General features: G+C 69.1%; 18 protein-coding genes and 1 pseudogene. 13 read left to right on the top strand and 6 right to left on the bottom strand.

The features are described 5' to 3' along the window. Window positions 1-144: 144 nt before the first annotated feature. On the bottom strand, window positions 145-381 hold the full coding sequence (locus tag ABIB38_RS22540; RefSeq protein WP_429206929.1) for a hypothetical protein: 237 nt from the start codon (window positions 379-381) through the stop codon (window positions 145-147). Window positions 382-593: 212 nt separating this feature from the next. On the opposite strand from ABIB38_RS22540, the gene ABIB38_RS22535 reads away from it, so the two are divergent. From ABIB38_RS22535 to ABIB38_RS22500, 8 genes are all read left to right on the top strand, one after another. Beyond that, a complete protein-coding gene (locus tag ABIB38_RS22535) occupies window positions 594-3,758 on the top strand; it encodes a penicillin-binding transpeptidase domain-containing protein (protein WP_429206928.1) in 3,165 nt (1,054 codons plus the stop codon). Between the two features lie 91 nt (window positions 3,759-3,849). Continuing rightward, window positions 3,850-5,169 (top strand): hypothetical protein, encoded by a 1,320-nt coding sequence (locus ABIB38_RS22530; RefSeq protein WP_429206927.1) that lies wholly within the window; start codon window positions 3,850-3,852, stop codon window positions 5,167-5,169. Beyond that, window positions 5,166-5,732 (top strand): hypothetical protein, encoded by a 567-nt coding sequence (locus ABIB38_RS22525; protein WP_429206926.1) that lies wholly within the window; start codon window positions 5,166-5,168, stop codon window positions 5,730-5,732. The genes ABIB38_RS22530 and ABIB38_RS22525 overlap by 4 nt, the downstream gene beginning before the upstream one ends. 27 nt (window positions 5,733-5,759) lie before the next feature. Beyond that, window positions 5,760-6,875 carry a hypothetical protein gene (locus ABIB38_RS22520; RefSeq protein ID WP_429206925.1) on the top strand — a complete coding sequence of 372 codons (1,116 nt, stop codon included), beginning with the start codon at window positions 5,760-5,762 and terminating at the stop codon, window positions 6,873-6,875. Continuing rightward, window positions 6,872-7,927 carry a hypothetical protein gene (locus ABIB38_RS22515; protein WP_429206924.1) on the top strand — a complete coding sequence of 352 codons (1,056 nt, stop codon included), beginning with the start codon at window positions 6,872-6,874 and terminating at the stop codon, window positions 7,925-7,927. The genes ABIB38_RS22520 and ABIB38_RS22515 overlap by 4 nt, the downstream gene beginning before the upstream one ends. Before the next feature lie 165 nt (window positions 7,928-8,092). Next, complete coding sequence (locus ABIB38_RS22510) at window positions 8,093-10,150, top strand: hypothetical protein (protein ID WP_429206923.1); 2,058 nt, start codon at window positions 8,093-8,095, stop codon at window positions 10,148-10,150. Between the two features lie 10 nt (window positions 10,151-10,160). Continuing rightward, window positions 10,161-12,500, top strand: coding sequence for a bifunctional serine/threonine-protein kinase/formylglycine-generating enzyme family protein (locus tag ABIB38_RS22505; protein ID WP_429206922.1), 2,340 nt, complete (start codon window positions 10,161-10,163; stop codon window positions 12,498-12,500). A gap of 45 nt (window positions 12,501-12,545) precedes the next feature. Continuing rightward, entirely contained in the window at window positions 12,546-13,436 is an 891-nt protein-coding gene (locus tag ABIB38_RS22500) for a pirin family protein (RefSeq protein ID WP_429206921.1), read from the top strand. 230 nt (window positions 13,437-13,666) lie between these two features. Here ABIB38_RS22500 and ABIB38_RS22495 read toward each other — a convergent pair whose 3' ends face one another. From ABIB38_RS22495 to ABIB38_RS22485, 3 genes are all read right to left on the bottom strand, one after another. Next, the gene (locus ABIB38_RS22495; protein WP_429206920.1) at window positions 13,667-15,217 is read right to left on the bottom strand and encodes an FHA domain-containing protein; all 1,551 of its coding nucleotides are present in this window, start codon (window positions 15,215-15,217) and stop codon (window positions 13,667-13,669) included. 158 nt (window positions 15,218-15,375) lie between these two features. Beyond that, complete coding sequence (locus ABIB38_RS22490; RefSeq protein ID WP_429206919.1) at window positions 15,376-16,350, bottom strand: PP2C family protein-serine/threonine phosphatase; 975 nt, start codon at window positions 16,348-16,350, stop codon at window positions 15,376-15,378. Window positions 16,351-16,412: 62 nt separating this feature from the next. Next, complete coding sequence (locus tag ABIB38_RS22485; RefSeq protein WP_429206918.1) at window positions 16,413-17,717, bottom strand: MFS transporter; 1,305 nt, start codon at window positions 17,715-17,717, stop codon at window positions 16,413-16,415. A gap of 69 nt (window positions 17,718-17,786) precedes the next feature. Here ABIB38_RS22485 and ABIB38_RS22480 point away from each other — a divergent pair, with 69 nt between their 5' ends. From ABIB38_RS22480 to ABIB38_RS22465, 4 genes are all read left to right on the top strand, one after another. Further along, a complete protein-coding gene (locus ABIB38_RS22480; RefSeq protein WP_429206917.1) occupies window positions 17,787-18,272 on the top strand; it encodes a GNAT family N-acetyltransferase in 486 nt (161 codons plus the stop codon). 144 nt (window positions 18,273-18,416) lie between these two features. Further along, complete coding sequence (locus ABIB38_RS22475; RefSeq protein ID WP_429206916.1) at window positions 18,417-19,139, top strand: MarC family protein; 723 nt, start codon at window positions 18,417-18,419, stop codon at window positions 19,137-19,139. Window positions 19,140-19,184: 45 nt separating this feature from the next. Then, on the top strand, window positions 19,185-19,922 hold the full coding sequence (locus tag ABIB38_RS22470; RefSeq protein ID WP_429206915.1) for a hypothetical protein: 738 nt from the start codon (window positions 19,185-19,187) through the stop codon (window positions 19,920-19,922). Between the two features lie 23 nt (window positions 19,923-19,945). Then, entirely contained in the window at window positions 19,946-20,206 is a 261-nt protein-coding gene (locus tag ABIB38_RS22465) for a hypothetical protein (protein ID WP_429206914.1), read from the top strand. A 53-nt stretch (window positions 20,207-20,259) separates the two neighbouring features. Here the strand turns inward: ABIB38_RS22465 and ABIB38_RS22460 are convergent, their stop codons facing one another. Further along, window positions 20,260-20,790, bottom strand: a complete 531-nt coding sequence (locus ABIB38_RS22460; protein ID WP_429206913.1) for a GAF domain-containing protein — start codon at window positions 20,788-20,790, stop codon at window positions 20,260-20,262. Window positions 20,791-21,162: 372 nt separating this feature from the next. Next, a complete protein-coding gene (locus tag ABIB38_RS22455) occupies window positions 21,163-22,602 on the bottom strand; it encodes a methyl-accepting chemotaxis protein (protein ID WP_429206912.1) in 1,440 nt (479 codons plus the stop codon). A gap of 311 nt (window positions 22,603-22,913) precedes the next feature. On the opposite strand from ABIB38_RS22455, the pseudogene ABIB38_RS22450 reads away from it, so the two are divergent. Continuing rightward, window positions 22,914-23,062 (top strand): annotated as a pseudogene (locus ABIB38_RS22450) (IS1595 family transposase); the annotation flags it as partial. Window positions 23,063-23,576: the final 514 nt, after the last annotated feature.

The raw sequence follows: 23,576 nt of genomic DNA, 5'->3' as shown, positions 1-23,576 counted from the left end.
AATCCGGAAAACGAAACGTGGCGTTTGAAGCAAGTTCTTACAACTGAAACAGATCGGCCGAAAGCGCACGGAAAAAAATGCGCGACAAGCGGCGCCCGGTCGCCGCGCGCCGCGTCATGGCGGCACGCCGGCGACGCAGACGGATCACATGCGGCTCCCGACGGTGACGGTGTCCGCGGCCAGCAGTTGCGCTTTCTCGACGGCGTCCAGGCGCTTTGCGCTGACCGTGACGACCGCCATCTTGTCGCCGCTGGCGATGGCGGCGTCGCCGATGCTGTAGCCGTTGGCATGGGCATCGGGAACCTTGGCCAGGTAGCCCGCCGGGACGGCGACCAGGGCGGCGGCGATGAAGATGGCTTCCATGTGCTTGAGGACGTTCATTTTGCGGCTCCTTCGAGGGTGGTTGGTGTGTCGATGTGTCCACTGTAGGCCAGGCGCCGCGCCGTCTCCAGCGGGATGCGACGAGCCGCAAGAAACGGGGCGTGAGCTGCGTTCGAGCGCGCATGAACGTTGCCGCCGCCCGGCGTTTTCATGCTCCCCCAGCTAGCACAGCGCGAGGGGCGCAGGGGCGCCGCAACCACCGGATGACAGGCATGTTCATTTCGCTCATCGGCCAGCTGGCGGCCGCGCGCACGGCGCGGCGCCGCTCCCGCAACCTGCGCGCCGGCGCACGTGCCTCCAGCGCCAGCGGCGGCTGGTCCCTTTCGTTCGGCCCGGCCTGGCTGTGGGCGGTGCTGTTCGTCGTCCTTGGCGGGGCCGTGGCGCTGGCGCTGCATGCGCGCGCGCTGCCGGACGGCGCGGCCGAGACGCCCGGCGCGGTGGCGCTGGGCGCCCTGCAGCCGATCGCGCCGGGGCTCGACTTCGTGGTCCCGCGCGCGAGCGGCGTCTCGCTCACCCAGCACGGCGGCCTGGCCCTGCTGGTGGCGAGCGGCATGCGCGCCGGCCCGGCGCTGCGGGTCGACCTGTGCACGCAGATGCTCGACCCGGGGCGGCCGCGCATGCTGCCGCTGCGCATCGGCTACCCCTTCGACGAGGCGGCGCAAATCGCGAGCGCCGGCAGCGCGCCGCCGCGCAGCGTGCTGCTGGCGCGGCCCGGTTCCGGCATGCCGCGCATCGACGTGACGGGCAATGCCGGCGCCGCCGGCGCCGGGCTGGCGGTCGCCTGGAACGCCGCCACCGCCACGGCGGCCTGGACCGGCGACGCCAGCGGCGGCAACGTCACGCGCGCGCGCCAGGGCGAGGCCTTGCTGGGAACGAGCGGCTGGCTGCTGTGGGGCGCCGGGCCGGAAAGCGAGGCGCTGCGCTTCACGCGCCAAGCCAGCGCCGCCTGCCCGCAGGCGGGCGAGCTGGTGCTGCATCATTACCAGCAAGGCGCCACCGGCGGCGCGGCCCTGGTCCAGGCCTTCCCGGCCCAGGGTGCGCCCGTGCAGCTGCGCCTGGCGCCGGGCGCGTGGCAGGTGCCGCTGCGCCCCGGGCCCGGCATGGAAGACCAGGCGCTGTTCGAGGCGCTGCGCGCGCGCGGCCTGCTGCGCGTGGGGGCCGACGGCCTGGTCGAGCTGGCGCCGCGCGACCTGGCGGCCTGGCGCGAGGCCGGCCAGGAGGCGCGCGCGCCGTTGCCGGGTTGGGAAGGGCAGGTGCTGGACGCCGGCGACGGGCGCCTGCTGGAGCGCCTGCACCACCGCGCCGACGGCGCCTACGTGCGCGAACAGGTGCGCATCTTTAACAGCGAGCGGCGGCTGGTGGCCTGGCGCACCCGTCCGGGCGCCGACGCGGTCTGGCATGCGCTGGTCGGCGGCGCGCCGGCGCCGCGCGTGGCCGGCCTGCCGGTGGCCGCGATGCGCCTGTTCGCGCGCCTGCCGGAAGGCTGGGAGCCGTGGCAACGGGTCGGCGGCTGGGAGGGCGGCCGTGAGGGCGGCCGTGAGGGTGGCCATGAGGGAGCGCTGGTGACCTTGCACACGCCGGCCGCCGGCCAGCCGGTCGAGCTGCTGGTGGCGGGCCGGGTGCGCAGCGTGACCGGCGCGCGGGTGCTGGTCCAGGGGGCCTGCGACGGGCGTGCCTGCCCTGATCGCGAGGCGGTGCAGCATCTGGTGCTGGCGCCGCTGGCCGGGGCGGCCGCGATCGCGGTGCGGGTCGAGCCGCTCGACCTGGCGGCGATGTCGGGCGGCGCCGACGCCGCCTATCGGCACCTGGCCATGGTCGATGGCCGCCTGGCCTGGCAGGCGCTGCCGGCCGGCGGCAGCGCCGGGGGCGCACGGCCTGCCGCCGTGCCGGTACGCCTGCGCGACCGCCATGGCGAATCGTTGTGGGCCGACGGCGCGCCGTCCGAAGCGGCGCTGCAGGCCGGCCTGGCGCCGCTCTTGGGCGTGCACCGCCAGCACGACGGCAGCGTGGCCGGCATGCTGGCGCGCCTTGGCGGCGCCAGCCACGAGGCGCAGCTGAGCCTCGACCTGGGTCTGCAGGCCAGGGCCCAGCAGCTCCTCGACTGCATCGGCCAGCGCGGTGGCCGCTGGGACGGCCAAGCCTGCGTCGGCGGCATTGACGCCCAGCCGGAACGGCGCGCCGGCCTGGTCCTGCTGGACGCCGGCAGCGGCGACATCCTGGCCGCGGCCTCCAGCGGCGCCGGCCAGGCCGATCCCGGCCGCTGGGGCGAGCTGCGCGACTTCGACCGCGCCGATCCGGCGCGCAGTCCGCTGCGCAGTGCCGCCTTCCAGCACGACGGCGGCGCGCACCGCGCGCCCGGCTCGACCTTCAAGGTGATCACCGCCCTCGGCCTGGAGGATGCGGCGCGCGGCGACGCCCGCCTGGACGGCTTGCTGCAGGGCTTGCCCCTGGCGGAGGTGGACCGGCTGGCGCACGAGGGCGGCTACGGCTTTCGCACCCAGGCGCCCAGCTACCCGTTCGATGGCAACCGCGCCCGCATCACCAATTTCCGCGACCAGGTCACCAGCACGCGCGCCCAGGACGGTCGCCTGGGCCTGGCGCAGGCGATGGCGCACAGCGTCAATACCTGGTTCGCCTGGGGCGCCGAACTGAGCGACCGCACGCTGATGGGACAGCCAGACGGCGGCATGCCGGGGGCGCGCGAGCTGGAGCCGGGCGCGCTGGATGCGGTGCGGCCGGTGGCGGCGATGGCGGCGCGGCTCGGCTTCGGCCGGCCGCTGCGGCTCGACGGCGGCCTGTTGCCGCTGGACTACCGCTGGAGCGAGTGGGATGCGCTGCAGGCCAGCGCCTCCCGCCTCGACCCGGTCCAGAGCCGCCATGAACTGCGCCAGATGGCGATCGGGCTGCGCATGCAGACCACGCCGCTGCAGATGGCGCTGGTGGCGGCGGCGGTCGGGGAGGGCCGCACGGTGGCGCCGCGCCTGCTGATGTCGCTCGACGGCCGCGCGGCGCGGGTGGCGCCGGGCGAGCCGCTGGGCGTACGCCTGGACCGCGTGCGCGCCGGGATGAAGGGTGTGATCGACGGCGGCACCGCGGCCGGGGCGTTTCGCGCCGCCGGCCTCGACCTGCTCCGTCCCGGCCTGTATGGCAAGACCGGCACGGCGCCGGCCGGGCAGGACGGCCTGGCGACGGTCTGGTTCATGGGCTGGCTCGAGCCGGGCAGCCTGCCGGGCCAGACCGGGCGGCTCGCCTTCGCCGCTTTCGTGAGCCATTCGGCGGCCACCGGCGGCGGCCACGCGGCCCCGGTCGTGGCAGCCTTGTTGCAATCGATGCAAGCGTCGGTGACAGGGCAGTCGTTGGAAAAGAGGTACAAATAAGGCTCTCCTGCGCGCCTCAAGACCGTGGTTGTATGGCATCATCTATTTCAATCCGCAACAATTGCGGGGTGAAACAGAGGATGGGCAAGGTATGCGTTTGCCGGGAACCCGGTATCAGGAACACGGTTGGGAGCAGGTCCGCAAGCTGCTGGGACATTGTTCCCTGCAGGCGTGCGCCCGGCTCGGGCCGGCCTCCTTGCTTGACCCCGATCCGGAACAGTCGCTTGCCGCCTATGTCGACGCGGTCGCCAGCGCCCTCCATGCGGCCGGCGCGCGCGCCGACATGTACGGCAACAGCGATGGCAACAGCTATGGCGACACCTGCGGCGAACTCGCGCTGATCCTGGTCTACGAACTGCAGGCGCGCCCGTCGGACTGGGTGACCCTGTGCACGGCGGTGGCCGCCGAGCATGCGCGTAGCGGCGCGTTCTGGAACCTGGCCGGCGGCGAGGCGCAGTTACGCAAGAAATTCAACGACCTGTACGCGGTCTTGCGCGACAAGGTCGACAGCGACAACTACCAGATCGCGTGCGGCCGCCCGTGCAGTCCCAACCGCATGTACGCCTACCGCATGTTGGACACCGCCTGGCATGAGGTCGCGCGCCTGTTCGCGGCCTGGCGCGAGCATGCGCCGCAAGTCGGCGCCATCCTGGGCCGCGAGGTGGCGGCGATGCCGATCGAGGCGCGCCAGCTGCGCACGGGCGGCGACTGCAAGCCCGAATGGATCATGCGCTGGAGCGAAAGCCTGGAGCTGCATACTGGCGCGCCGGGCCCGCTGCACACCAGGTCCAAGCGCTTCGCCGCCCTCAAGAACAATCCCGGGAAGATCGGCGCCATGCTGCGCGAGATCGGCGAATACGAACTGCTGTCAGCCAACCGCGACCAGGACTGGCTGCACGACGCGCGCGAGGCCGACGCCTGGCTGGACGACTACTGGCGCGTGCTGGATGAATCGGAACAGGGCGCCACGCCCGGTCCCGACCTGATCCTCGAAGCGCGCCAGGACGCGCTGGACGTCATCGACGGCGCCGAACCCGAGGCGGCAATCGATGACGACCCGGTCGAGGCGCAGGAGACCGCGCGCCTGGCCCTGGTCGCCGAGCAGGTTTCACTCCCCCCCAACTATCTTGTACTGGCGGCGCTGGCCGAGGACCGCGCCAGCTGGGCGGCGCGCCGGATGGCGCAGGACACGCTGCCGGTGCGGCTGGCGGTGTATCTCAAGCTGCTCGGCCCATTCGACGACAGCTATCCGTCCGAATGGCTGGATCCGCACAGCGGCGAGCTGCCGACGATGCAGCAGCTGGCCGGACTGGACGGGATCTCGCTGCCGACCCTGCGCAAGCGGCGCGACGCCGCGATTGCGCGCCTGAACGAGATGGCGGGAATGGAGGAGGAAAGACGATGGGCATGACGGAACTGGATCGCAAGCTGCAGGCCGGCGCATGGCTGGCGCGCCGGGTCGAGGGCGACCGCCTGGTGCTGGCCGACGCGGTGCTGGCGCAGGCGCTCGATGGCAGCCGTCCCTTGACGGCGGGCGAACGCGCCGCGCTGCAGGCCTCGCCGCTGACCTTGCGCCGCCTGCGCCACCTGGCGCAGAGCCGGCGCGCGCAGGTGCAGGCGTCGCGCGGCGGCTGGCGCGGCAGCGAGGGCCTGTTGCGCGCCGCCGACAGCGGCGATGGCCTGGACCTGCTGCGCACCGACGACGGCATGTGGCGCCTGCACTTCGTCGACGCCGCAGGCAGGCTGGCCGTGGTCGTCCAGCTCGACCCGGAAGCGCCGGATGCGGCCGGGATCATGGCGGCGCGGCCGGCGATCCAGGTGCGCGATGGCAGCGGCGCGCTGGTACTGGAAGGACAACTCGATGCCGACGGCGAGTGCGAAGGGCCGTGGCCGTTCGCGGTTGCGCCCGCGGCGCATTTTCAGCAACATGGAGCGCGCTTCGAGGTCATTCCTCGGGCGACGCCGATCACGTAGTGGTGTTCCGACACACCCGGAAGGACGATGATGCTAGGTTCGCTGTTCAAGAGTACATTGCAGAACACGCTGCGGCCGCTGCGGCAACCTGAATTCGACGCGACGCGCCTGGGCAGCGTGGCGATCGCGCTGCCGGCGCCGAATGGCCTCACCGTCCCGCCGGGCTGCGCCGCGGTGCTGGTCGACCGGGGCGGGCGCAGCCGGCGCCAGGCGGCCGGCAGCCGCATCGCCGCCATCGACGGCGAAATCGCATGGTGCGTCCATTCCGGGCCATACACGTGCGAGCTGACGCCGTTCGCGGGCGCGCCCGAGATCGGCCTGCGGGTGCACTTCGCGATCGACGCCAGCGACCCGCGCGCCACGCACCAGCGCTTCGACCTGTTCCTGGCCAGCGAGGCCGGCTCCATGGTCGAGCTGAGCGGATTCGTCGCGCTGGCGCAGAACGCGCTGCAGCGCGAGCTGGCCCAGGGCAACCTGGAGCTGCCTCCGTGCACGACCCTGGAAGAGTGGAACGCCTTCCGCAGCGGTTTCAACCAATTGATGTATACGCGTTTCGGCGTGACGGTCGACGATTGCGTGCCGGTCGACCTGGGCGCGGTGCGTGCCGCCAGTGACTACGCGGCCACGCTCGACGCGCGCCTGGCCGCGCGGCTCGATGCCGTCCATCCGTCCGCCGCGGCCCGGGACGAGGCGTCGGCCCCTGTGGCGCCGCAGGAAGCCTTCGTTCCCGCCTGCGAGGATGCGCGCGCGCTGCGCCGCCTGTTCCTCGAGCTGCCCTGCCTGATGTGCGCGGTGCGCATGGCGGTGATGCCGGCCGACCAGGGACGCTTCCGCCAGCACCAGGAATTGCTGCGCCGGCTCGACCTGGTCAGCCTGTCGGTCGGCACCATGCCGGCGCTCGCACTGGCGGCCCCCGGCCAGCCGCTGGCGCAGGAAGAGCAGCTGCGGCGCGCGCGCCACAGCCGCCGCGCCGCCGCCGCGCTGGACGAGGCATGGGCGCTGCTGGCGCGCCTGAAGGTGGCCGGCGAGGGCCCGCTCGACGCCTTGTTCGACGAAGCCGACCGCATCGTGGCCAATCTCGAGACCGAGGCCGGCGCGCGGCGCGCGCTCACGGCGCGCGAAGCGGAGCTGGAGGAGGCATGAGCATCGGCACAGACGGCAAGGGCACAACGAACGACACGAACGCGGGCGCGAACGCCGGCACCAGCACGATCCAGTGCCGCAGCGTCGCCGCCGGCGGCGCCATGCTGACGATCACCGCCACGCGCCGCCCGCGCGTCGGGCGCGCCGACGTCAAGTGCGGCGTGCCGGGCGCGCCGGAGGTGGCCGGACGCATGCAGCAGGTGGTGCGCCTGGCGCGCCACACCGAGCCGCGCTTCGACGACCGCGACCAGGTGGTGCTGAGCCTGGACCGGGCGCCGGATGAAGGGGACCGCGACTGGGAACTGGCGGCGGTGCTGGCCGACCGCATCGTGCGCGGGGTCTTTGCCCCGAGGCGCGAGGTGGTGGCCAACGGCTGGTCCGACGCCTGGCACCTGGGCCGGATCGACGGCCGCCGGCTGGCCGGCGCCCCGGAAGGCGTGCTGCTGGGCGGCGCTGACGCCCTGGCGCACCTGGGCGCCCTGAACGGCCAGCCCGACCCCGCCGCCGGGATCTCGAGCGCGCGCGCCTGGTTCCCGATGCACAGCGGCGGCGAACACGATGGCCTGGGCTGGGTCGAGGTCAGCGTGCGGCCGCTGGCCATGGCCGGCCGCGAAGAAGACGATCCTGTCAGCGTGCCGGACGTGGATGCGGTGCGCCAGGCGCAGGTGGCGGCGGTGCTGGCCGGGTCGCGCCACTTCGATGGCCGCGGCCAGGGCCAGTGGCGCACCACGGTGCGTTTCGGCGAGCCGCGCTTCTCGGGCGACTCTTACCAGCTGGCGCTGGTGATGGCCGACCGCATGGCGCGCGGCCGTGAATTCCTGGCGCGTGGCCGGGTGATCGCGACGGGCAGTTCGAGCGCCTGGCATGCGGGACGGGTCGAGGCGGTCGAGGCGCTGGCGCCGAAATGCGCGCTGATCGCGCGCGAAGCCGGCCCGGGCGACCGCATCCTGCTGCCGAAGGAGTGGGAGGCGGCGCTCCCGCAGGGGTTGCGCGACGCCTTGCGTGCGCGCGGCGCCAGCCTGGCCTGCGTCGAGCGAATCGGCATCATCTGAAAAGGCAACGAAGGGGCAAGAGAGTGATTTGACCGGATCGCGCCCTGCGTACGGGAGCGACCCGTGCCGCAGGCTTGGCCCTGCTAGAATCCAGTGGCTTAACGGCAGGTTCGTGGTTGGCAGTGACGACAGGTACAGGACAGAACGGAGTCGGATATGTTGCAGATGTTCGCAGTAAAAAGCGCCGCTTGCCCGCGCTGCGAGTGCAAAAACGCGCCGGACGCGCGCTATTGCGCCGGCTGCGGCGTGATCCTGGGCGCGCCGCGCAACAAGCCGGTGCTGCTCGAGAACCGCTGGACCCCCGGTCCCGACGAACTGGCCGTGTTCTTCGGCGTGCGCGAGCTGTCGGGCCTGTTCGTCAAGACGCTGCGCGTGCCGGCCACGGCGCGCGGCTTCATCCTGCAAGGCGATAAGGCCACCGAAGTGCCGCAGGGCGAATACGAGATCGAAGGCTTCTTCACCCGCCTGAACCACCTGCTGCGCGACCAGCACGCCGAGATCCTCGTCACCCGCACCGGCGCGCTGGCGGTGCCGTTCGAGTTCGACGCCATCCCGACCTGCGAACATCTCGACGTCGCCCTGCGTTTTTCGGTCAGCGTCAGGATCGAGAACGTGCCGGCCTTCGCCCGCCACTTCATGACCATGCCGGGCACGATCGGCGCCGGCGAATTGCGTGAACTGCTGGCGCATCCGGTGCGCCAGCTCGCGCTCGAATTCATCGGTGCGCGCTCGATTCGCGAGCTGGCGGCCAACGGGCAACTGCGCGAACAGCTCGACCAGCGCCTGCAGGGCGGCCTTGCGACGCTCCTGGCCGGCTACGGGCTGGCGGTGACGGCGGTCGAGACCTTCGAGCTGCGCCACGACAAGTACGACGCCAACCGGGCCCGCATCGGCAGCCTGTGGCTGGCGGCCGACGAACGACACGTGCAGCTGGCGCACAGCCGCCACCTAAACGAGCTGTACACGGCCGAGGAATGGCAGCGCATCAAGCGCAGCGAAGAAGAAGGGCGGCTGCGGCTGCGGCGCGCCGAGCTGCGCCAGGATGACGCCATCGCGCGCGCCGAACTCTCCCTGCAGGGCGCCGACCGCGCGCATGGCGTGCGGGCGCGCCAGATCGAGCTGTATGGCCGCATCCTCGAAGCAGAGTCGCGCCAGCAGGCGCTGGCCAATGGCGCGGCCGAGGTGTTGGCCGAACTCGACCACGAGATGGCGCACAAGCACGCCCAGCGCGCCGACGAGGCGGCCGAATGGCGGCACCTGCGGGCGCTGGCCGGCGTGCGCATGCGCGCCGAGATCGCGGGCGCCCAGCAAGAGGCCACCCAGGCGCGCCAGCTGGCCCAGCAGCGCTTTTCCCAGCAACTGCTGCAGCAGCAGATCCGCAACAAGATCGAGCAGGCGCGCCAGATCGAGGATGCCGCGCGCCAGCGCGCCGAGCTGGTGCGGCTGCGCGAGAGCGAACAGGACGCCGCGCGGCGCCTGCGCGACATCGACGAGGCCGGGCACGAAGCCGCCTTCCAGTCTTTGAAGCTGGCCAACGAGGCGCGCCGGCGCGAGGCCGAACGGGCGCAGGAATGGGAAGACGAACAGGCGCGCCAGCGCATCGGGAGCGTGCGCCGCGGCGCCGGCCGGGCCGACGCCCAGGCCCAGCACGACAAGCTGCTGCGCACGATCGAGGCCGACGCCACCCACGCGCGCCGGATGCAGGACGTCACCCTGGAGGCCGACGAACGGCGCGCCGGCATCGTGGAAAACGCGCGCGCGGCGGACCGCACCCACGAGCTCGCACTGGCGCGGCTGTCGATGGCGCGGGCCGAAGCGCTGGGCGCGATGGACGATACCGCCAAGCTGGCCCTGGCCGAGGCGCCGAATGCGACCGTACTGGCCGACTACCTCAAGACGCGCGTGCATGCGTCGATGGAGGGCGAGCAGCTGACGGCGCTGGCCGGCGTGGCCGGCGCCGGCAAGGTCGACGCGGCGCTGGCCGACGCCCGGGTGGCGGCCGAACAGGCGCGGCGCGAGCTCGAGGTCGACAAGGACCGGCGCCACCAGCTCGACCTGCTGGCCATGCAGAACGACGTGAACAAGGCGGCGCTGGCCGCCCAGGCAACGCTCGCCTCCGGCATGGCGGCCCAGGCGGCGGCGGTGCGCCAGTGCGTGCACGGCCATCCGGCCGGGCGTGACGACCGCTTCTGCGCCGCTTGCGGAGCGACGCTACCCGCGTGATGCAATAGCAATGCAGACTGCCATCGACAAGATCCGCGAACTACGCGCGCTGCACGAAGACGGCCTGTTGAGCCGTCACGAGTTCGACCTGCGCAAGAACGCGATTCTTGATGCGGCCTATACCCCGCCCCATACCCCGGTCCATATCCCGGCCCACACTCCGGCCCACACTCCGGCCGAACGCGCCGCCCGGCCCGCCGGCAGGCAGAAGCCGGCCACGCAGCCCGGGCCGGAACCCGACGCGCCGCCAGCGCGCCCCGGCACCGAGATCGGCCTGATGGCGGGCCAGGAAATCGGCCCGCAAACCCGCCGCTACCGGCTCGAACGCCTGATCGCCCAGGGCGGCATGGGCCAGGTGTGGCAGGCGACCGACCTCGCCACCCACGCCGAACTGGGCCACAGCGCCCAGGTCGCGCTCAAGATCCTGCCCCCGCACCTGACCCAGGCCGCGAGCCACGCCAAGCTCCTGATCCAGGAAGCCACGCGCGCGCGGCGCCTGGCGCACGAGCACATCGTGCGCGTCTACGAATGGGCGCAGGACCCGGCCACCTCCAGTTACTTCATCATCATGGAATACCTGGAGGGCGAGGACCTGGACGCCGTGCTGGCGCGCGAGGCGCAGCAAGGGCGGCGCCTCCCGCTCGACCATGTGCTGGCGCTGCTGGGCCCCGTGGCCGACGCCCTCGACCATGCCTGGGACAAGCACCGCCTGGTCCACCGCGACATCAAGCCGGGCAATGTGTTCGTCACGCGCAAGGGCGAGGTGAAGCTGCTCGACTTCGGCATCGCCGCGCGCGCGCGCGCCAGCGGCGCCATGTCGCCGCTCGATGCGCCGGCGACGTCCGGCACCGCCGGCTACCGCGCGCCCGAGGCGGCGCTCGAGGGCCGGGCGCCGGAGCAGACGCTCGACGTGTACGCGGTGGCGGTGATGATCCACCAGCTCCTGACCGGCGTACTGCCCGGCGCGCCGGGCGGACAGGTGCCCGAGACGCTCGGCGCGCGCCAGTGGGAGGTGCTGCGCGCGGGCTTTGCCGCCGACCCGGCGCAGCGTCCCGCCACCGTGCATGCGCTGCTGGACGCGATCCGCGCCGCGGCCGGTCCGTCGGCCGAGGAGCTGGCGGCGCAGGAGGCGGCGCGCCGGGCCGAACAAGAGAAGGAAACGCGCGCACTGGCGGCGCTCCGCAAGGCAGAGGCCGAAGCCGCGGCGGTGGCCCAGGCCCGGCTGGACGAGCAGCGCCGCATGGAGCTACGCGAGCAGCAGCGGCGCGATCGGGCGGCGGCCGAAGAGGCGCGCCTGGCGCGCAAGGAATCGCTGCGCCAGCAGTTGCTGGCCAGGCGCGACGAAGAAGTGGCGAAGGCGCAGGCGGCCAGGGAAGAAGCCGCCCGCAAGGCGGCCCAGGCCAGGGCCGCCGCCGTCAATATCGCGCAGCAGAACAAAGCGCGCGAGGAAGAATCGGCGCGCGCCGCAGGGCAGGCAGGTGTTGGCCAGGCGGGCGTCCCGGTCGCGCCGGCGCCATCGATGCCGGCGCTGGACACTGGCGCCATCCTGCGCGACCCGTTCATTGACGGCAGCGGCGGCAACGGCCCGGCCATGGTCCTGATCGAGGCCGGCCGTTTCGAAATGGGCTCGCCCGAGCACGAACGCCGCATCGCGATGGCGGCCGGCTCGCAAAAGAACTGGATCGCGCGCGAGACGCCGCAGCACTGGGTCGGCATCGAGCGCCCGTTCGCCATGGGCCGCTATCCGGTCACCGTCGGCGAGTGGCGCGCCTTCGTGCGCGCCAGCGGCTGGGCGCAGCACGGCGAGGTGAACTGGGAATCGCCCGGTTTCGCGCAAACCGACATGCATCCGGTGGTCGGCGTCACCTGGTTCGACGCGCAGCAGTACGTGGCCTGGCTGAGCGAAGCCACCGGCAAGCGCTACCGCCTGCCGAGCGAAGCCGAGTGGGAGTACGCCTGCCGCGCCGGCACCAAGACCGCGTTCAACGTCGGCGACACGATCTCGACCCTGCAAGCCAATTTCGACGGCAGCTTCACCTACAACGGCGGCCCGCGCGGCGAGTTCCGGCACGGCACCACGCCGGCGGACCTGTTCGCGCCGAACGCCTGGGGCCTGCACGACATGCACGGCAACGTCTGGGAGTGGGTGCAGGACGTGGTGCACGACAGCTACGAAGGCGCCCCGGTCGACGGCAGCGCCTGGGAACTGGGCGGCGACCAGGTGCGGCGCATCCTGCGCGGCGGTTCCTGGCTGTATAACCCGCGCTACCTGCGCTCGGCGCTGCGCAACGGTTTTTCGGCCGTGCTGTCGAACGATATCGTGGGTTTGCGGGTGGTGCGCGAATTGTAGCCTGGGTGTACAGTCGAGCATCGCCTTCTCGACCGGGAGTCCGCCATGAGCATCGCACACCTCTTCAAATCGCACGACAAGGACCTGGGCGGCGGCTTCACCGTGCGCCGCATCCTGCCGGCCGCGGCGCGGCAGTCGGTGGGGCCGTTCCTGTTCTTCGACCACATGGGGCCGGTGGAGGCCGAGCCCGGCACGCGCCATGACGTGCGCCCGCATCCGCACATTGGCCTGGCCACGGTGACCTATCTGTTCGAGGGCGCGATCATGCACCGCGACAGCCTGGGCACCGAGCAGCGCATCGAGCCGGGCGCGATCAACTGGATGACGGCCGGCAGCGGCATCGTGCACTCCGAGCGCACGCCCGAAGACCTGCTCGAACGCAAGCGCCGCACGCACGGCCTGCAACTCTGGGCCGCGCTGCCGCGCGAGCACGAGGAAGCGCCGGCCGCCTTCAGCCATACGCCGGCCGACCGGATCCCCGAGGTCCAACTGAACGGGGTCAGGGTGCGGATACTGGTCGGCACGGCGCTCGGCCAGACCTCGCCGGTGCCGACCTTCGCCGACACGCTCTACCTCGACGTGCACCTCGAGGCGGGCGCCGCCATCGAGCTCGACCGGCTGCCGGACGAAGCCGCGCTGTACGCTCCGTTCGGCGTGATCGAGGTCGACGGCCAACCGGTGGTCGCCGACGCGATGGCCATGCTCGAGCCGGGCGCGGCGGTGCGGGTGAGCTCGGCCGAGGGCGCGCGCTTCGTCGTGATCGGCGGCGCGCCGCTCGACGGCAAGCGCTTCATCTTCTGGAATTTCGTCTCGACCAGCCGCGAGCGCATCGAGCAGGCGGCGCACGACTGGGAGGCGGGGCGCTTCGTGGCGGTGCCGGGAGAAACGGAACGCATACCGCTGCCGCCGCTGCCGCCGGCCTGGCGCCGCGACTGACCTCGCGCGCGGCGCCTGCGCCGCAAACGCGCGCGGGAGCGCCGCGGGCAGGCGTAAGCTGGCGTCATCGACGTGGGCTTGTTGTGGAGGTGACGCCATGAAGATACCCGAACACCTGCGGGCGCCGGCGATCGTGTTCGCCCTGCAGGCGGCGCTGCTGGCCGGCACGGCGCTGGTCTTCCTGATCCTGATACCGCCGCACGGTTGAGCCCGCGCCCGCGAGGGCCGGTTCAGACGCCGAGTGCGGCGGCGAGCGCGTGGCTGCGACGTTCGTCGCCGCCGCGCTGGGCGCCGTGCGTCTCGGGATAGGCCTGCGCCACGAAGCGCGCCGCGACACCCGGGCCGGTCCCCTGGGGGCGGCCCAGCCGCGCCAGCGCCGTCAGCGGGGTGTCGCGGCCGCTGTCGCGGTCGCGCTGCCAGAAGCCGCCATCGCGGTGGAACAGCAGCGGCAGCGCGGCGGCGCGCGGCATGCTGGCCGCTCCCTGACCCTGGCTCGACAGCGGCAGGCAGTCCGGCGCCATCAGGTAAAAGCATTCGGCGCGTGCACCAAGGTCCAGCCGGTGCAGCACCACCGCGTGCGCCATCAGGGCCGTCACCTCGAGCGTGACGATGCCCTTGATGCTGGCCGTCAGTTCGATCCGCATGCCGGGCCGCAGTTGCACCGGCATGTGCTTGCCGGGCCAGACGCCGTCCAGCAGCAGGCCGTAGCGCGACACGTCCTCGATCTCGAAGCCATGGCGGCTGCGGCGGATGACGGCGTGCCGTCCCGACAGGCGGCGCGTCAGGCCGTCAAGTTGCGCAGCGGTGTCGCCGTGGTGGGCCAGCAGCAGGTCTGCCTCGGGATCGCTGCGCTCGAAGCGGCCCAGCACGCACTCGTCGAGCGCGAACAGGCGCACGTGGCGCTGAGTGGCCGAGTCGGCTTCGGCGTGCACCAGGCAGGCCCTGGCGCCGGGGCAGGGATGCAGCGCCGCCTCGAGCGGCATGTCGATCTCGATCAGGTCTTCGTCCCAGGCGATGGTCGACATGCCGAGGTCGATCTTGCCGCCGCCGCCGTCCAGGCTGAGCTGGGCGATCGAGGCATTGCGCGCGCTGACGTCGATGTCGATCCGTCCGCCGCCCGGCGCATGCACGCGGGCGATGCCGGCGTCGTCGGCGGTCACGCGCACGTTCTTGTGGGTGGCGAGGAAGGTCTGGTGGATCTCGCCCAGGCTGGCGTCCTGGCGCGGCACCAGGATGACGGGCGAGCAGGTCCAGGTGCGATTCGATTCCGGCGCCTGGCGATGATGGCTGTGCAGCTCGATCTCGATGCGGTACTGGCCGTGCTCCAGGCCGCGCGAGGAAAATTCGAGGAACAGGGGGCGCCAGTCGCCGCGCGACGTGCGCTGGAACGCATCGCTTGCGCCGCCGTGCAGGCGCAGGGCCGAGCGCACCAGCATGCGCACCTCGGGCGCGCAATCCATCGGCATGCCGCGCAGCTCGAGGCGGATCGCCTGGCGGCCGCCGGCGGCGCGCGGGTCGAAACCGCTGATGTGCAGCTGCGGGCGTTGCAGATCGGTCCGGCGCGGCGTCGGCGCCGACCCGATGTCGCCAGGCCCACGGCTACGCAGGGCGGTGATGGCGTCGAAACTGGACGGCAGGCCGGCCGCTGGCGCAACGGTTGCCGGCACGGGGGCGGGCTGTGCTTCGACCTCGGGCTGTGCATGCCCGTGCGCACACGTGGCGTCGCCGGGCAGGACCCAGACGGTGCAGTGCGGATGCGCGGGATTGCGGCAGCGGTTCATGTCAGGGCGACAAGTTAAATGGTCGAAATCAATATTGCAAGCTTACGCTGTTTTTGAACCGCATGGCGCACCGAGCTCATTGACTAATAGCATTATTTTCTAGAAGCGTTATTTTCTAGAAGCATTATTTCAACTGTCGGGTTCAGATTGCGCGAATGTCAAGTGCGATCCGCGTCCACCGGCAAGACGGTTTCGTCCGCATGGCGGGCCAGCGGCCGCACGACCAGCGCGGTCAGGTTGTCGGGCTGCAGTCCGGCCGGCGGATCGTTTTCCAGCATGCCGAACAGGCGCTCGACCAGGGTCACCGCATCCGGCTCACCATGCATCAAGCCGGTCCAGCCGGCGACGAAACCGTCCGGCTGCGCGCACGACCAGAACCCGTCGGTGGCCAGCAGGTAGGCGGCGCCGGGCCGCAGCGGCAGCGCGCGGCGGTCGGCCAGGTGGGCGAGCCAGCAGGGCAGGTTATCCGGGGTCAGCGCGAACAATGGATCGGACAGGCGCGTCGGGTCGGCGAAGGCATTGCCGAGGATGACAGCCTGGGCGATCTGCGGCGCGTGGCGGCCATGCACCTGGCGCCACCAGTCGGCTTCGCCGAGGCGGCCGGCGAGGGCGGCCGCGGTGGCCGGCACGTGGTCGACGGTGAGGGGCGTGGCGAGCATCGCATCGAGTTCGTACAGGCGCGAGTCGCCCACGTGGTACAGCAGCGGCGCGCCGCCCGCGCGCAGTTCGAGCAGGGTGAGCGTGGTGCCGGGCCGCCCGGCGCCGCTGGCGCCCTGCGCAAAGCGCGCCTGCAGGCTGGCGTGGATGGCGTCCAGCCGGTCGCCCAGTTCTTGCGGCGTAGCGCAGGCCGGCATCGCCAGCAGGGCCGCCGCCAGCGCCTCGGCCGCCTCGCGGCCATGGCCATGGCCGCCCATGCCGTCCAGCACCGCCAGCCGGCCATGCCCGGCCGGCCAGCCATCCACGGTAAGACGGCAGGGCTGCTGGTCTTGCAGGCGGCAGGCGCGGCCGTCGAAATCGATCACGACGAAATTGTCCTGGTTTTCGGCGCGGGTCGACGGGCCGCAACCGACCCGGCTCGCGACCGCGACGTCGAAGCAGGGAGCGAAACGGAAATCGGCGAGCGTGACGGGCATTGGCGCAATGGTCGAGATGGAACCGTCACTTTACACGTTTGCGGGAGCGATGAAGGACACGATTAGATCGGGTGTTTCTTGCCGCCCGTTAGCAGAACCAGGGCGTTGAGCACCACGCAGGCGCCGGCGGCGGCGAACGCGGCGCGCACGCCCCAGGCGTCGGCGACCAGTCCCCACACCACGCTGCCGGCCGCATAGCCGCCGGACATCACGAACAGGTAGATCGACAGGGTGCGCGCCCGCACCTCGGCCGGAAAGGACAGCTGGGCCGCCGCGTTGAGCGTGGAAACGGTAGTGGACCACGCCATGCCGCCGCACACGATCAGGGGCGCCAGCAGGGCCAGCGAGCGGGTGTGCGGCATGATCAGCAGCATGGCGCCGTAGACCAGCAGCGCGCCGGCCAGCAGGCCCGTGCGGTCGACCCGGGCCCGCACCTGCGGCAGGAAGAAGGCCGCGGCCACGGCGCCGCCGCCCAGGCAGCCCATCAGGGTGCCATACATGCCGGCGCGCATGTGCAGCACGTCGCGCACGAAGACCGGCAGCAGGCTGGCGAAGGCGATGGTAGCGAAGAAGACCGAACACACATTGCCCAGGATGCGGCGATAGCGCGGGCAGCCGAAGGCCGTGGCGAAGCCCAGGCGCAGGCGCGCGCCGAACCCTTCGCGCGCGGCTGGCTGGGGTGCGCCCTCGCGCCACCAGTGCCAGTAGACCGCCAGCAGGCCGATGAACGACACGGCGTTGGCCAGGAACAGGGCGCCCGGCCCGATCCAGCCGAACAGCAGGCCGCCCAGCGCCGGGCCGAGGATGGCGGACAGGTTATAGGACAGGTTGTTGAGTGTGGCCGCGGCTTCGACCTCGTCGGGCTCGACCAGACTGGACAGCGCCGCCTGCCAGGCCGGCCAGATGAAGGCGGTGCCGATGCCCAGGCAAAAGGTAATCACCAGCACCGGGCCGCTGGATACATTGCCGCGCCAGACCAGCAGGGCCATCGCGCCCGCGCACACGGCATTGAACAGATTGCAGAAGAACAGGAACTTGGGCCGGTGCACGGCGTCGGCCAGCACCCCGGCCAGCAGCGCGAACAGGAATACCGGCACGTAGGTGGCGGTCTGCACCAGCGACGTGATCGAGGCCGACTGCGACAGCGAGGCCACCAGCCATGCCGCGGCGAAGGTCTGGATCCAGGTGCCGAGGTTCGACACCAGGTTGGCGAGCCAGATGCGGCGGTAGCGGGCGTGGCGCAGCGGCTGCGTCAGCGGCACCTTGCGACGCCTGGGGGCCGTGCCGGCGGCGGGAGAGAACAAGGCGAGGAAGCTGGCTTTCGGCATGGTCGAACCATGGTAGGACGCGCCCGGTCTGCTCGTCAATACAATTGCATTAGAGAAAATCAATGCTGTGTTATGTTTACGTTCAACGCAACACTGTCAAGACACGCCATGGACGTCAAGCCGCTGGTTGACACCGATATCGCGTTGCTCGTGCCGGCGATCGCAGCCCAGTTGCGCGAGCTGGCGCTGGAATTCATCGTGCACGAATCGACGCGCGAGGGCGCCGCGACCTTCCTGGCCGAGAACGACGAAATGGGCGTGCGCACATTCCTGGCGCTGGGCCATGTGTACCACGTGGCGCTGGACGATGGACAGCTCGCGGGCTTCATCGCGATCCGCGACAACAACCACTTGTTCCACCTGTTCGTCGGCAAGCGCTGGCAGGGGCGGGGACTGGCGCGGCGCTTGTGGAACATGGCGCGGGCGGCGGCCATCGCGCGCGGCGGCGACGGCAACTTCACGGTCAATTCGTCGAATTACGCGGTGCCGGCGTACGAGGCGTTCGGCTTCGTGCGGGTAGCGCCGACCCAGTGCGTCAAGGGCCTGTACTTCAATCCGATGCGGCTGGGGTGGGCGGACGGCGTCCAGCGTTGATCGCCGGCCCGGTTCACCGCCGGGAAGTGGCGCCAAAGGTGTGTCCGCGACGCCATGGCATGCTGTACAGTGGCGGTCCGGGCCCGGGGCCCGGCCCGCCTGCGGCATTTTTCGACTGCCGGCCGGGCTTGAACACGCTATTTCATGACCATCGAGTTGATACTGGCCGCGGCCAGGAGTTTTCTGTTCGTCCTGGTGACGATGCTGCCAATCCTGAATCCGGCCGCCACCGCACCGATTTTCCTGAGCATGACCGAGGGCGCGTCGCCCGCGACCCGCGCGCTGCTGGCGCGCCGCATCGCGCGCAATATGTTCTGGCTGATGACGGGGTCGATGCTGATCGGCTCGTATGTGCTCGACTTCTTCGGCATCTCGCTTCCCATCGTGCGGGTCGGCGGCGGGTTGATCCTCGCTTCGGTGGCCTGGCGCCTGCTGGGAGCGACGCCTTCCTCGCTGGACAGCCGCACCGCGCTGGCCGACGCCTACACCCCGGACCACGCGCACCGCCAGGCCTTTTATCCGTTGACCTTTCCGATCAGCTGCGGCCCGGCGTCGATTGCGGTGGCGATCACGGTGGGCGTGACGCTGCACGACGTGCAGATCGTGTTTTCGCTGGCGCGCATGGGCGGCGCCTTGGTGGCGCTGGGGGTCATCGGCGTGCTGCTGTATCTCGCGTTCCGCTACGGCGAACATTTGCTGCGGCTGATCGGCGAGGCCGGCACCGCGGTGTTCCTGCGCCTGACAGCCTTCATCCTGCTGTGCCTCGGCGTGCAGATCGTCTGGGACGGCCTGCGCGAACTGCTGTTCGAGGTGATGTCGGTTCCCGTGCACCTGGCCGCGGTGCAGGTCATCGCCGGCGCCCGATAGAATTGGTGAGCTTGCCCACTGGCTCGCTCGCTATACTGCTGGTCGATGACCAGCACTTACTTATCGTTCCCGCCAGCCGCCGGCACGCGCAATGATCGTCTTGCCGGCATTGGCGTCACGCTGGTGTTCCACCTGGCCCTGATCCTGGCCTGGCAGATGGCGGGCAAGCTGCCTTTGACGCCGCAGGAAGGGAGCGAGGAGGCGATGCAGTGGCTGACGCTGCCCACGCCGGCGCCGCGCGCTGAGCCGGCTGCGTCCGGGCCGGTGAAGGAAACGCGGCCCGCATCGGTTGCGGCTCCAGCGCCGGCAGCTCGTGCCACTCCAGCGCCGGCCTCGCCGCTGCAGGCCGCGCCAGCGGCCGCGCCAGCGCCGATGGTGGTGGATGAGCGGCCCGCCGCCCCGCCAGGCGCCGCGGACATCCTCGCCAATGCGCGGCGCAGCGTCGGCGAGATCGACCGCGCCCTGCGCAAGGAAAACAAGCCCCTGATCGTCTTGCCGCCGGATAGCCCGCAGATCCGCATGCGCGAAGGGATGGAACACGCGCGCGCCATGGCGGCGCCGCGCCTGTGGGAAGCGCCCAAGGTCGAGGAACTGGTGAACAACACCGGCGACGGCGCGCGCCGCACGCGCGTGATCACCGGCAGGCGCACCTATTGCATCACCAACCGGGCGCCGACCACCAATGTCGAGATGATCGAGATGCACGGCCGGCAGCGCTTTACCAGCTGCCCCAGCGACGAAGAGCCGCCCAAACAGCAGGTGTGGCGCACCGCGCGCGATTAGCTATCTCATTCACAGCTGAGAGTATGCCAACGTTCTTTGGCCAGTTCTTTGGCGTGATGTCGATTGTCGTTTGCTTTTCGCTGACGCCATACGTTGCCGGCAACGCGAAGTCCCACGTCCAACCATGGCGGTTCTTTACCGCGGCATCGGCAACGATCCTGATCGGCCACGGATTCAAGGTGATCAACGATCCGATCAATGCGTCTTTGGAAGGGCTGGAAAAGGCAGTCCCTGCTGTTGGAGACGATGTGCGCGATGTTAGCGTGGCACTTTCGAGCTATTGAGACTGCTTCCGCAGGTCGGAGGCGGACGCTTGAAGAACTCCATGCTCAGGTTCTCAGTCGGTCGTCACCCGTCTACTTTCGATGCGGCGCACTGCCTCGGTGGCCAGAGTGCGTAAAGTTTGCATATCATTCTCAGTGAAGCTACGCGGCTCTGTACCAAGAACGCAAAAGGCTCCCAAGACGTGGCCGCGCGACGTCATCAGTGGCACACCGGCATAGCAACGCAAGCCGTCTTCGGTGACGAGCGGATTGTTTTTGACACGTTCGTGGGTATGTGTGTCCTGCACTACGAACTCCGCGCGATCGCGCACCGGGAACCGACAAAACGCCCATTCTACAGGTGTGCCTTGAGCGCTAGCAATCCACCCCTCAAGGCCGTGATGCGCCGCGATATATTGCGCTTCATCGAGCACAATATTGACCATGCCAACGGGGATCTCGAGCTGGATGCTCGCTTCACGCGTCAAGTCGGACAAGATGTCGCTCACTTCTGGCGCGAACAAGTCCAGTTCGGAGATTTCTTTAAGTCTGGCAATGTCGAGCACCGGGTCATGTTCTGGACTTGGGGCGTGAGGATCGATCATGGAGAATCCTTGGTTACTTAAGATTTATTAGAGAGAGCGTACGGTAGGACTTGAGGCGCACGAGCATCGAACTGGCCGTTATCGAGGGTATCCCTTTGTCTTCTCTCAGTTTTAGCAAGGCGCGCTCAAACTGATCGAGCGACAACGGCGACGTTACCCCGACGGTACGGCAAACCTCCACCCATAACTGCCGAGATTCTTCTGGACCCATGAACCGGCTCAGGGACACCAATAAATCGTGTTCGGTCGGCAGCGCCAAGTTGTAGCGCTTTACGACGGGCGATGTTTCCATTATGTGGACCTTATAAGAAATAATGCGGCGCTGTTGTGGCACGCGACCGAGCGGCAGAAATCACCAACGCTTGCTCCCGCTCACGCCAAGCGCGGCATGGAGCGGTTCGGTTTGGAAGACATCGATGATGGATTGGCAGGCCGCCCGTTGCCGGCAGTGTCGAGCGTGAACGTAGCAATTGCCAGCCCCAGGTTGTCTGCTTGGTCGCGCAGTGTATGCGACGCCGTGCTGATCTGGTGTACCAACGCAGCATTCTGCTCGGTGACGTCAGCCATGCCGGTTAGCGCCACCAAGGTTTTCGCGATGTGGTCTTCCTGGCCCGCGCTCGAGCTACTGATCTCCGAAATAATTGTGGCCACCTGCTCGACGCTTGCAACAATCTGCTTCATTGTCTCGCCGGCCTTGCTAACCTGAACCGTTCCGACGCTGACCCGTGCGACAGAATCGCCAATGAGCTTCTTGATTTCCTGGGCGGCGGTTGCCGAGCGTTGCGCAAGACCGCGCACTTCGGCAGCAACGACTGCGAATCCTCGTCCTTGTTCGCCCGCACGCGCTGCTTCGACGGCTGCGTTCAGCGCAAGGATATTGGTCTGGAATGCGATGCTGTCGATCACACCGATAATGTCAGAAACTTTTTTAGAAGAATCGTTGATGGAGTCCATCGTTTCGACGACTCCTGCAACAACTTCGCCTCCGTGCACCGCTACCTGGGATGCGGCGATGGCCATCTCATTCGCACGACGGGCATGATCGGTATTCTGCTTGACCGTCAATGCCAGATTGTTCATTGCCTCGACGGTGTCAAATAATACGTCGGCCTGTTCTGCCGAGCGCGTTAACAGATCGCCATTGCCTGCTGCAATCTCGGACGCCGCTGTCTCGACCGTGACAATACCTTGCGCAACGTTACCAATGGTTGTGTGCATCGTACCGATGGCCCGTTGCAAAGCCTGCCCGGTCGCGCTATGTACCGAGACCTTGGAAGGACGCAGATCGAACTTGCCGGTAGTCGGATCAGCCAGCGTGTCAACCGTGGCCTGCAACTCAAACCCCCGCAATGCTTCAGTGCGCAAAATCCTGCACAGGTAACATAGCACGGCAGACTCGGCAACCACATAGCCGGCATGGACAAAAATAGTAAGTACATTTGGCTGCGTGAGGCAACGAACACCGTACCCAAGCTCCTGCAAGTAATTGAAGCTAAAGTGATGCAAGGCAATCACCGCTGCGGCGGCCAAGATCACCATATAGTCGCGATAGCAAAGCAAGAATGCCAGGAGCACGAAAACGCCGAAATGCGTTTCAGATGCTCCGTCTGCTTGATGAATGTGCAAAGCGGTAAAGACCATCAGGGATACTGCCATGGCCAATCGGGTTTGGAGCGCCCCAGGCATCAGCACAACCAGGAGGCTCGGTATGACAGCTGCAGGTAGACCCACCGTGAGGGACCAGCGCAAGGTATCGTGGATGCCCGACAGGGCTAGACTCATGACAAACAACGCCCATACGATGCCCAGCATAAGGCGGTCTGCTTGTCGATAGCTACTGGCGAGATACAAAGATGACCGGTTCATGTGAATTCCTACGTCGGCACCCCTGGCAGGAGACAGATGCCGGTGTTGATAGTCGATTGCTGGAAGAATTGAGCGGGCAAAAGGAAAGGTGACCGAAGCCAGAGTCTGCCGTGCCGGTCAATGCCGTGGGAGACGAGTGTACACGAGTGACTGCGTAAAAGTTCCTTATGGAAATTGCTTGCGTCGTGTTTATGCCACGATGGAATTTTGTCAAGTTTCTCTAAAGATGGCATTTCGATACACGTCGCCTGCCGAGACACCATGAAGTCTTTAAGGAATGGCTGGCGCGATTCCATGGCGTGGCGTCGCGCCGGCTACCCAACTACCTGGGCTGGCATTGGGCGCTCGATGGCGGCGGGTACCATCTGTGGAGCAATTGCTGCGCATCGCATTCGGGGTCATCAATGGGCACAGCGCCTTTGCCAGTGCCGAGCAAGCGCTCCTTCGATCGCGTCTTATCCAGCCAGGTGACCATGTCGCCTGCAATGTAACGCGTGATGGAAGCTCATGCGGCGGGCGCAGTGCATGGAGCCGGAGAGGAGGGTACGCCCACCCGAGGCGGAGCCCCTTTCTTCGCGCTGACACGATCCGCCGTTACTGGCGCAATGGCTTCGCGCGATATATCATCTGTGGCAACTTATTGATAGTGGCAGCGTCCGCTTTGGGGGCAGAAGCCGACGTTTCGGCCTTTGCCCAACTCGAAAGTACAGACCGTGAATGAAGATCGGATATTTCGTACACGCGAGACTTTGTTATCGAGAGTGCCGGGGATTGTTCAGCCCTTCAGTAGAGGATTCAACGAGCAAGAGGGTTGGTAGATACAGTTTGAACCGCCCCGGCTTTCGTGGAGGCCGGTTAGTGTGAGTCAGGCCGGGATAGCCTGACTGCTCAACTGCTTGTAATAGTTTGCCTCAGCTTCG

The sequence above is a fragment of the Massilia sp. UYP11 genome (genome assembly GCF_050434805.1).
In the GTDB taxonomy this organism is placed as follows: Bacteria; Pseudomonadota; Gammaproteobacteria; order Burkholderiales; family Burkholderiaceae_D; genus Telluria.
Note: the sequence above shows the minus strand (reverse complement) of the source record. Positions and strands in the feature narration are given on the sequence as shown.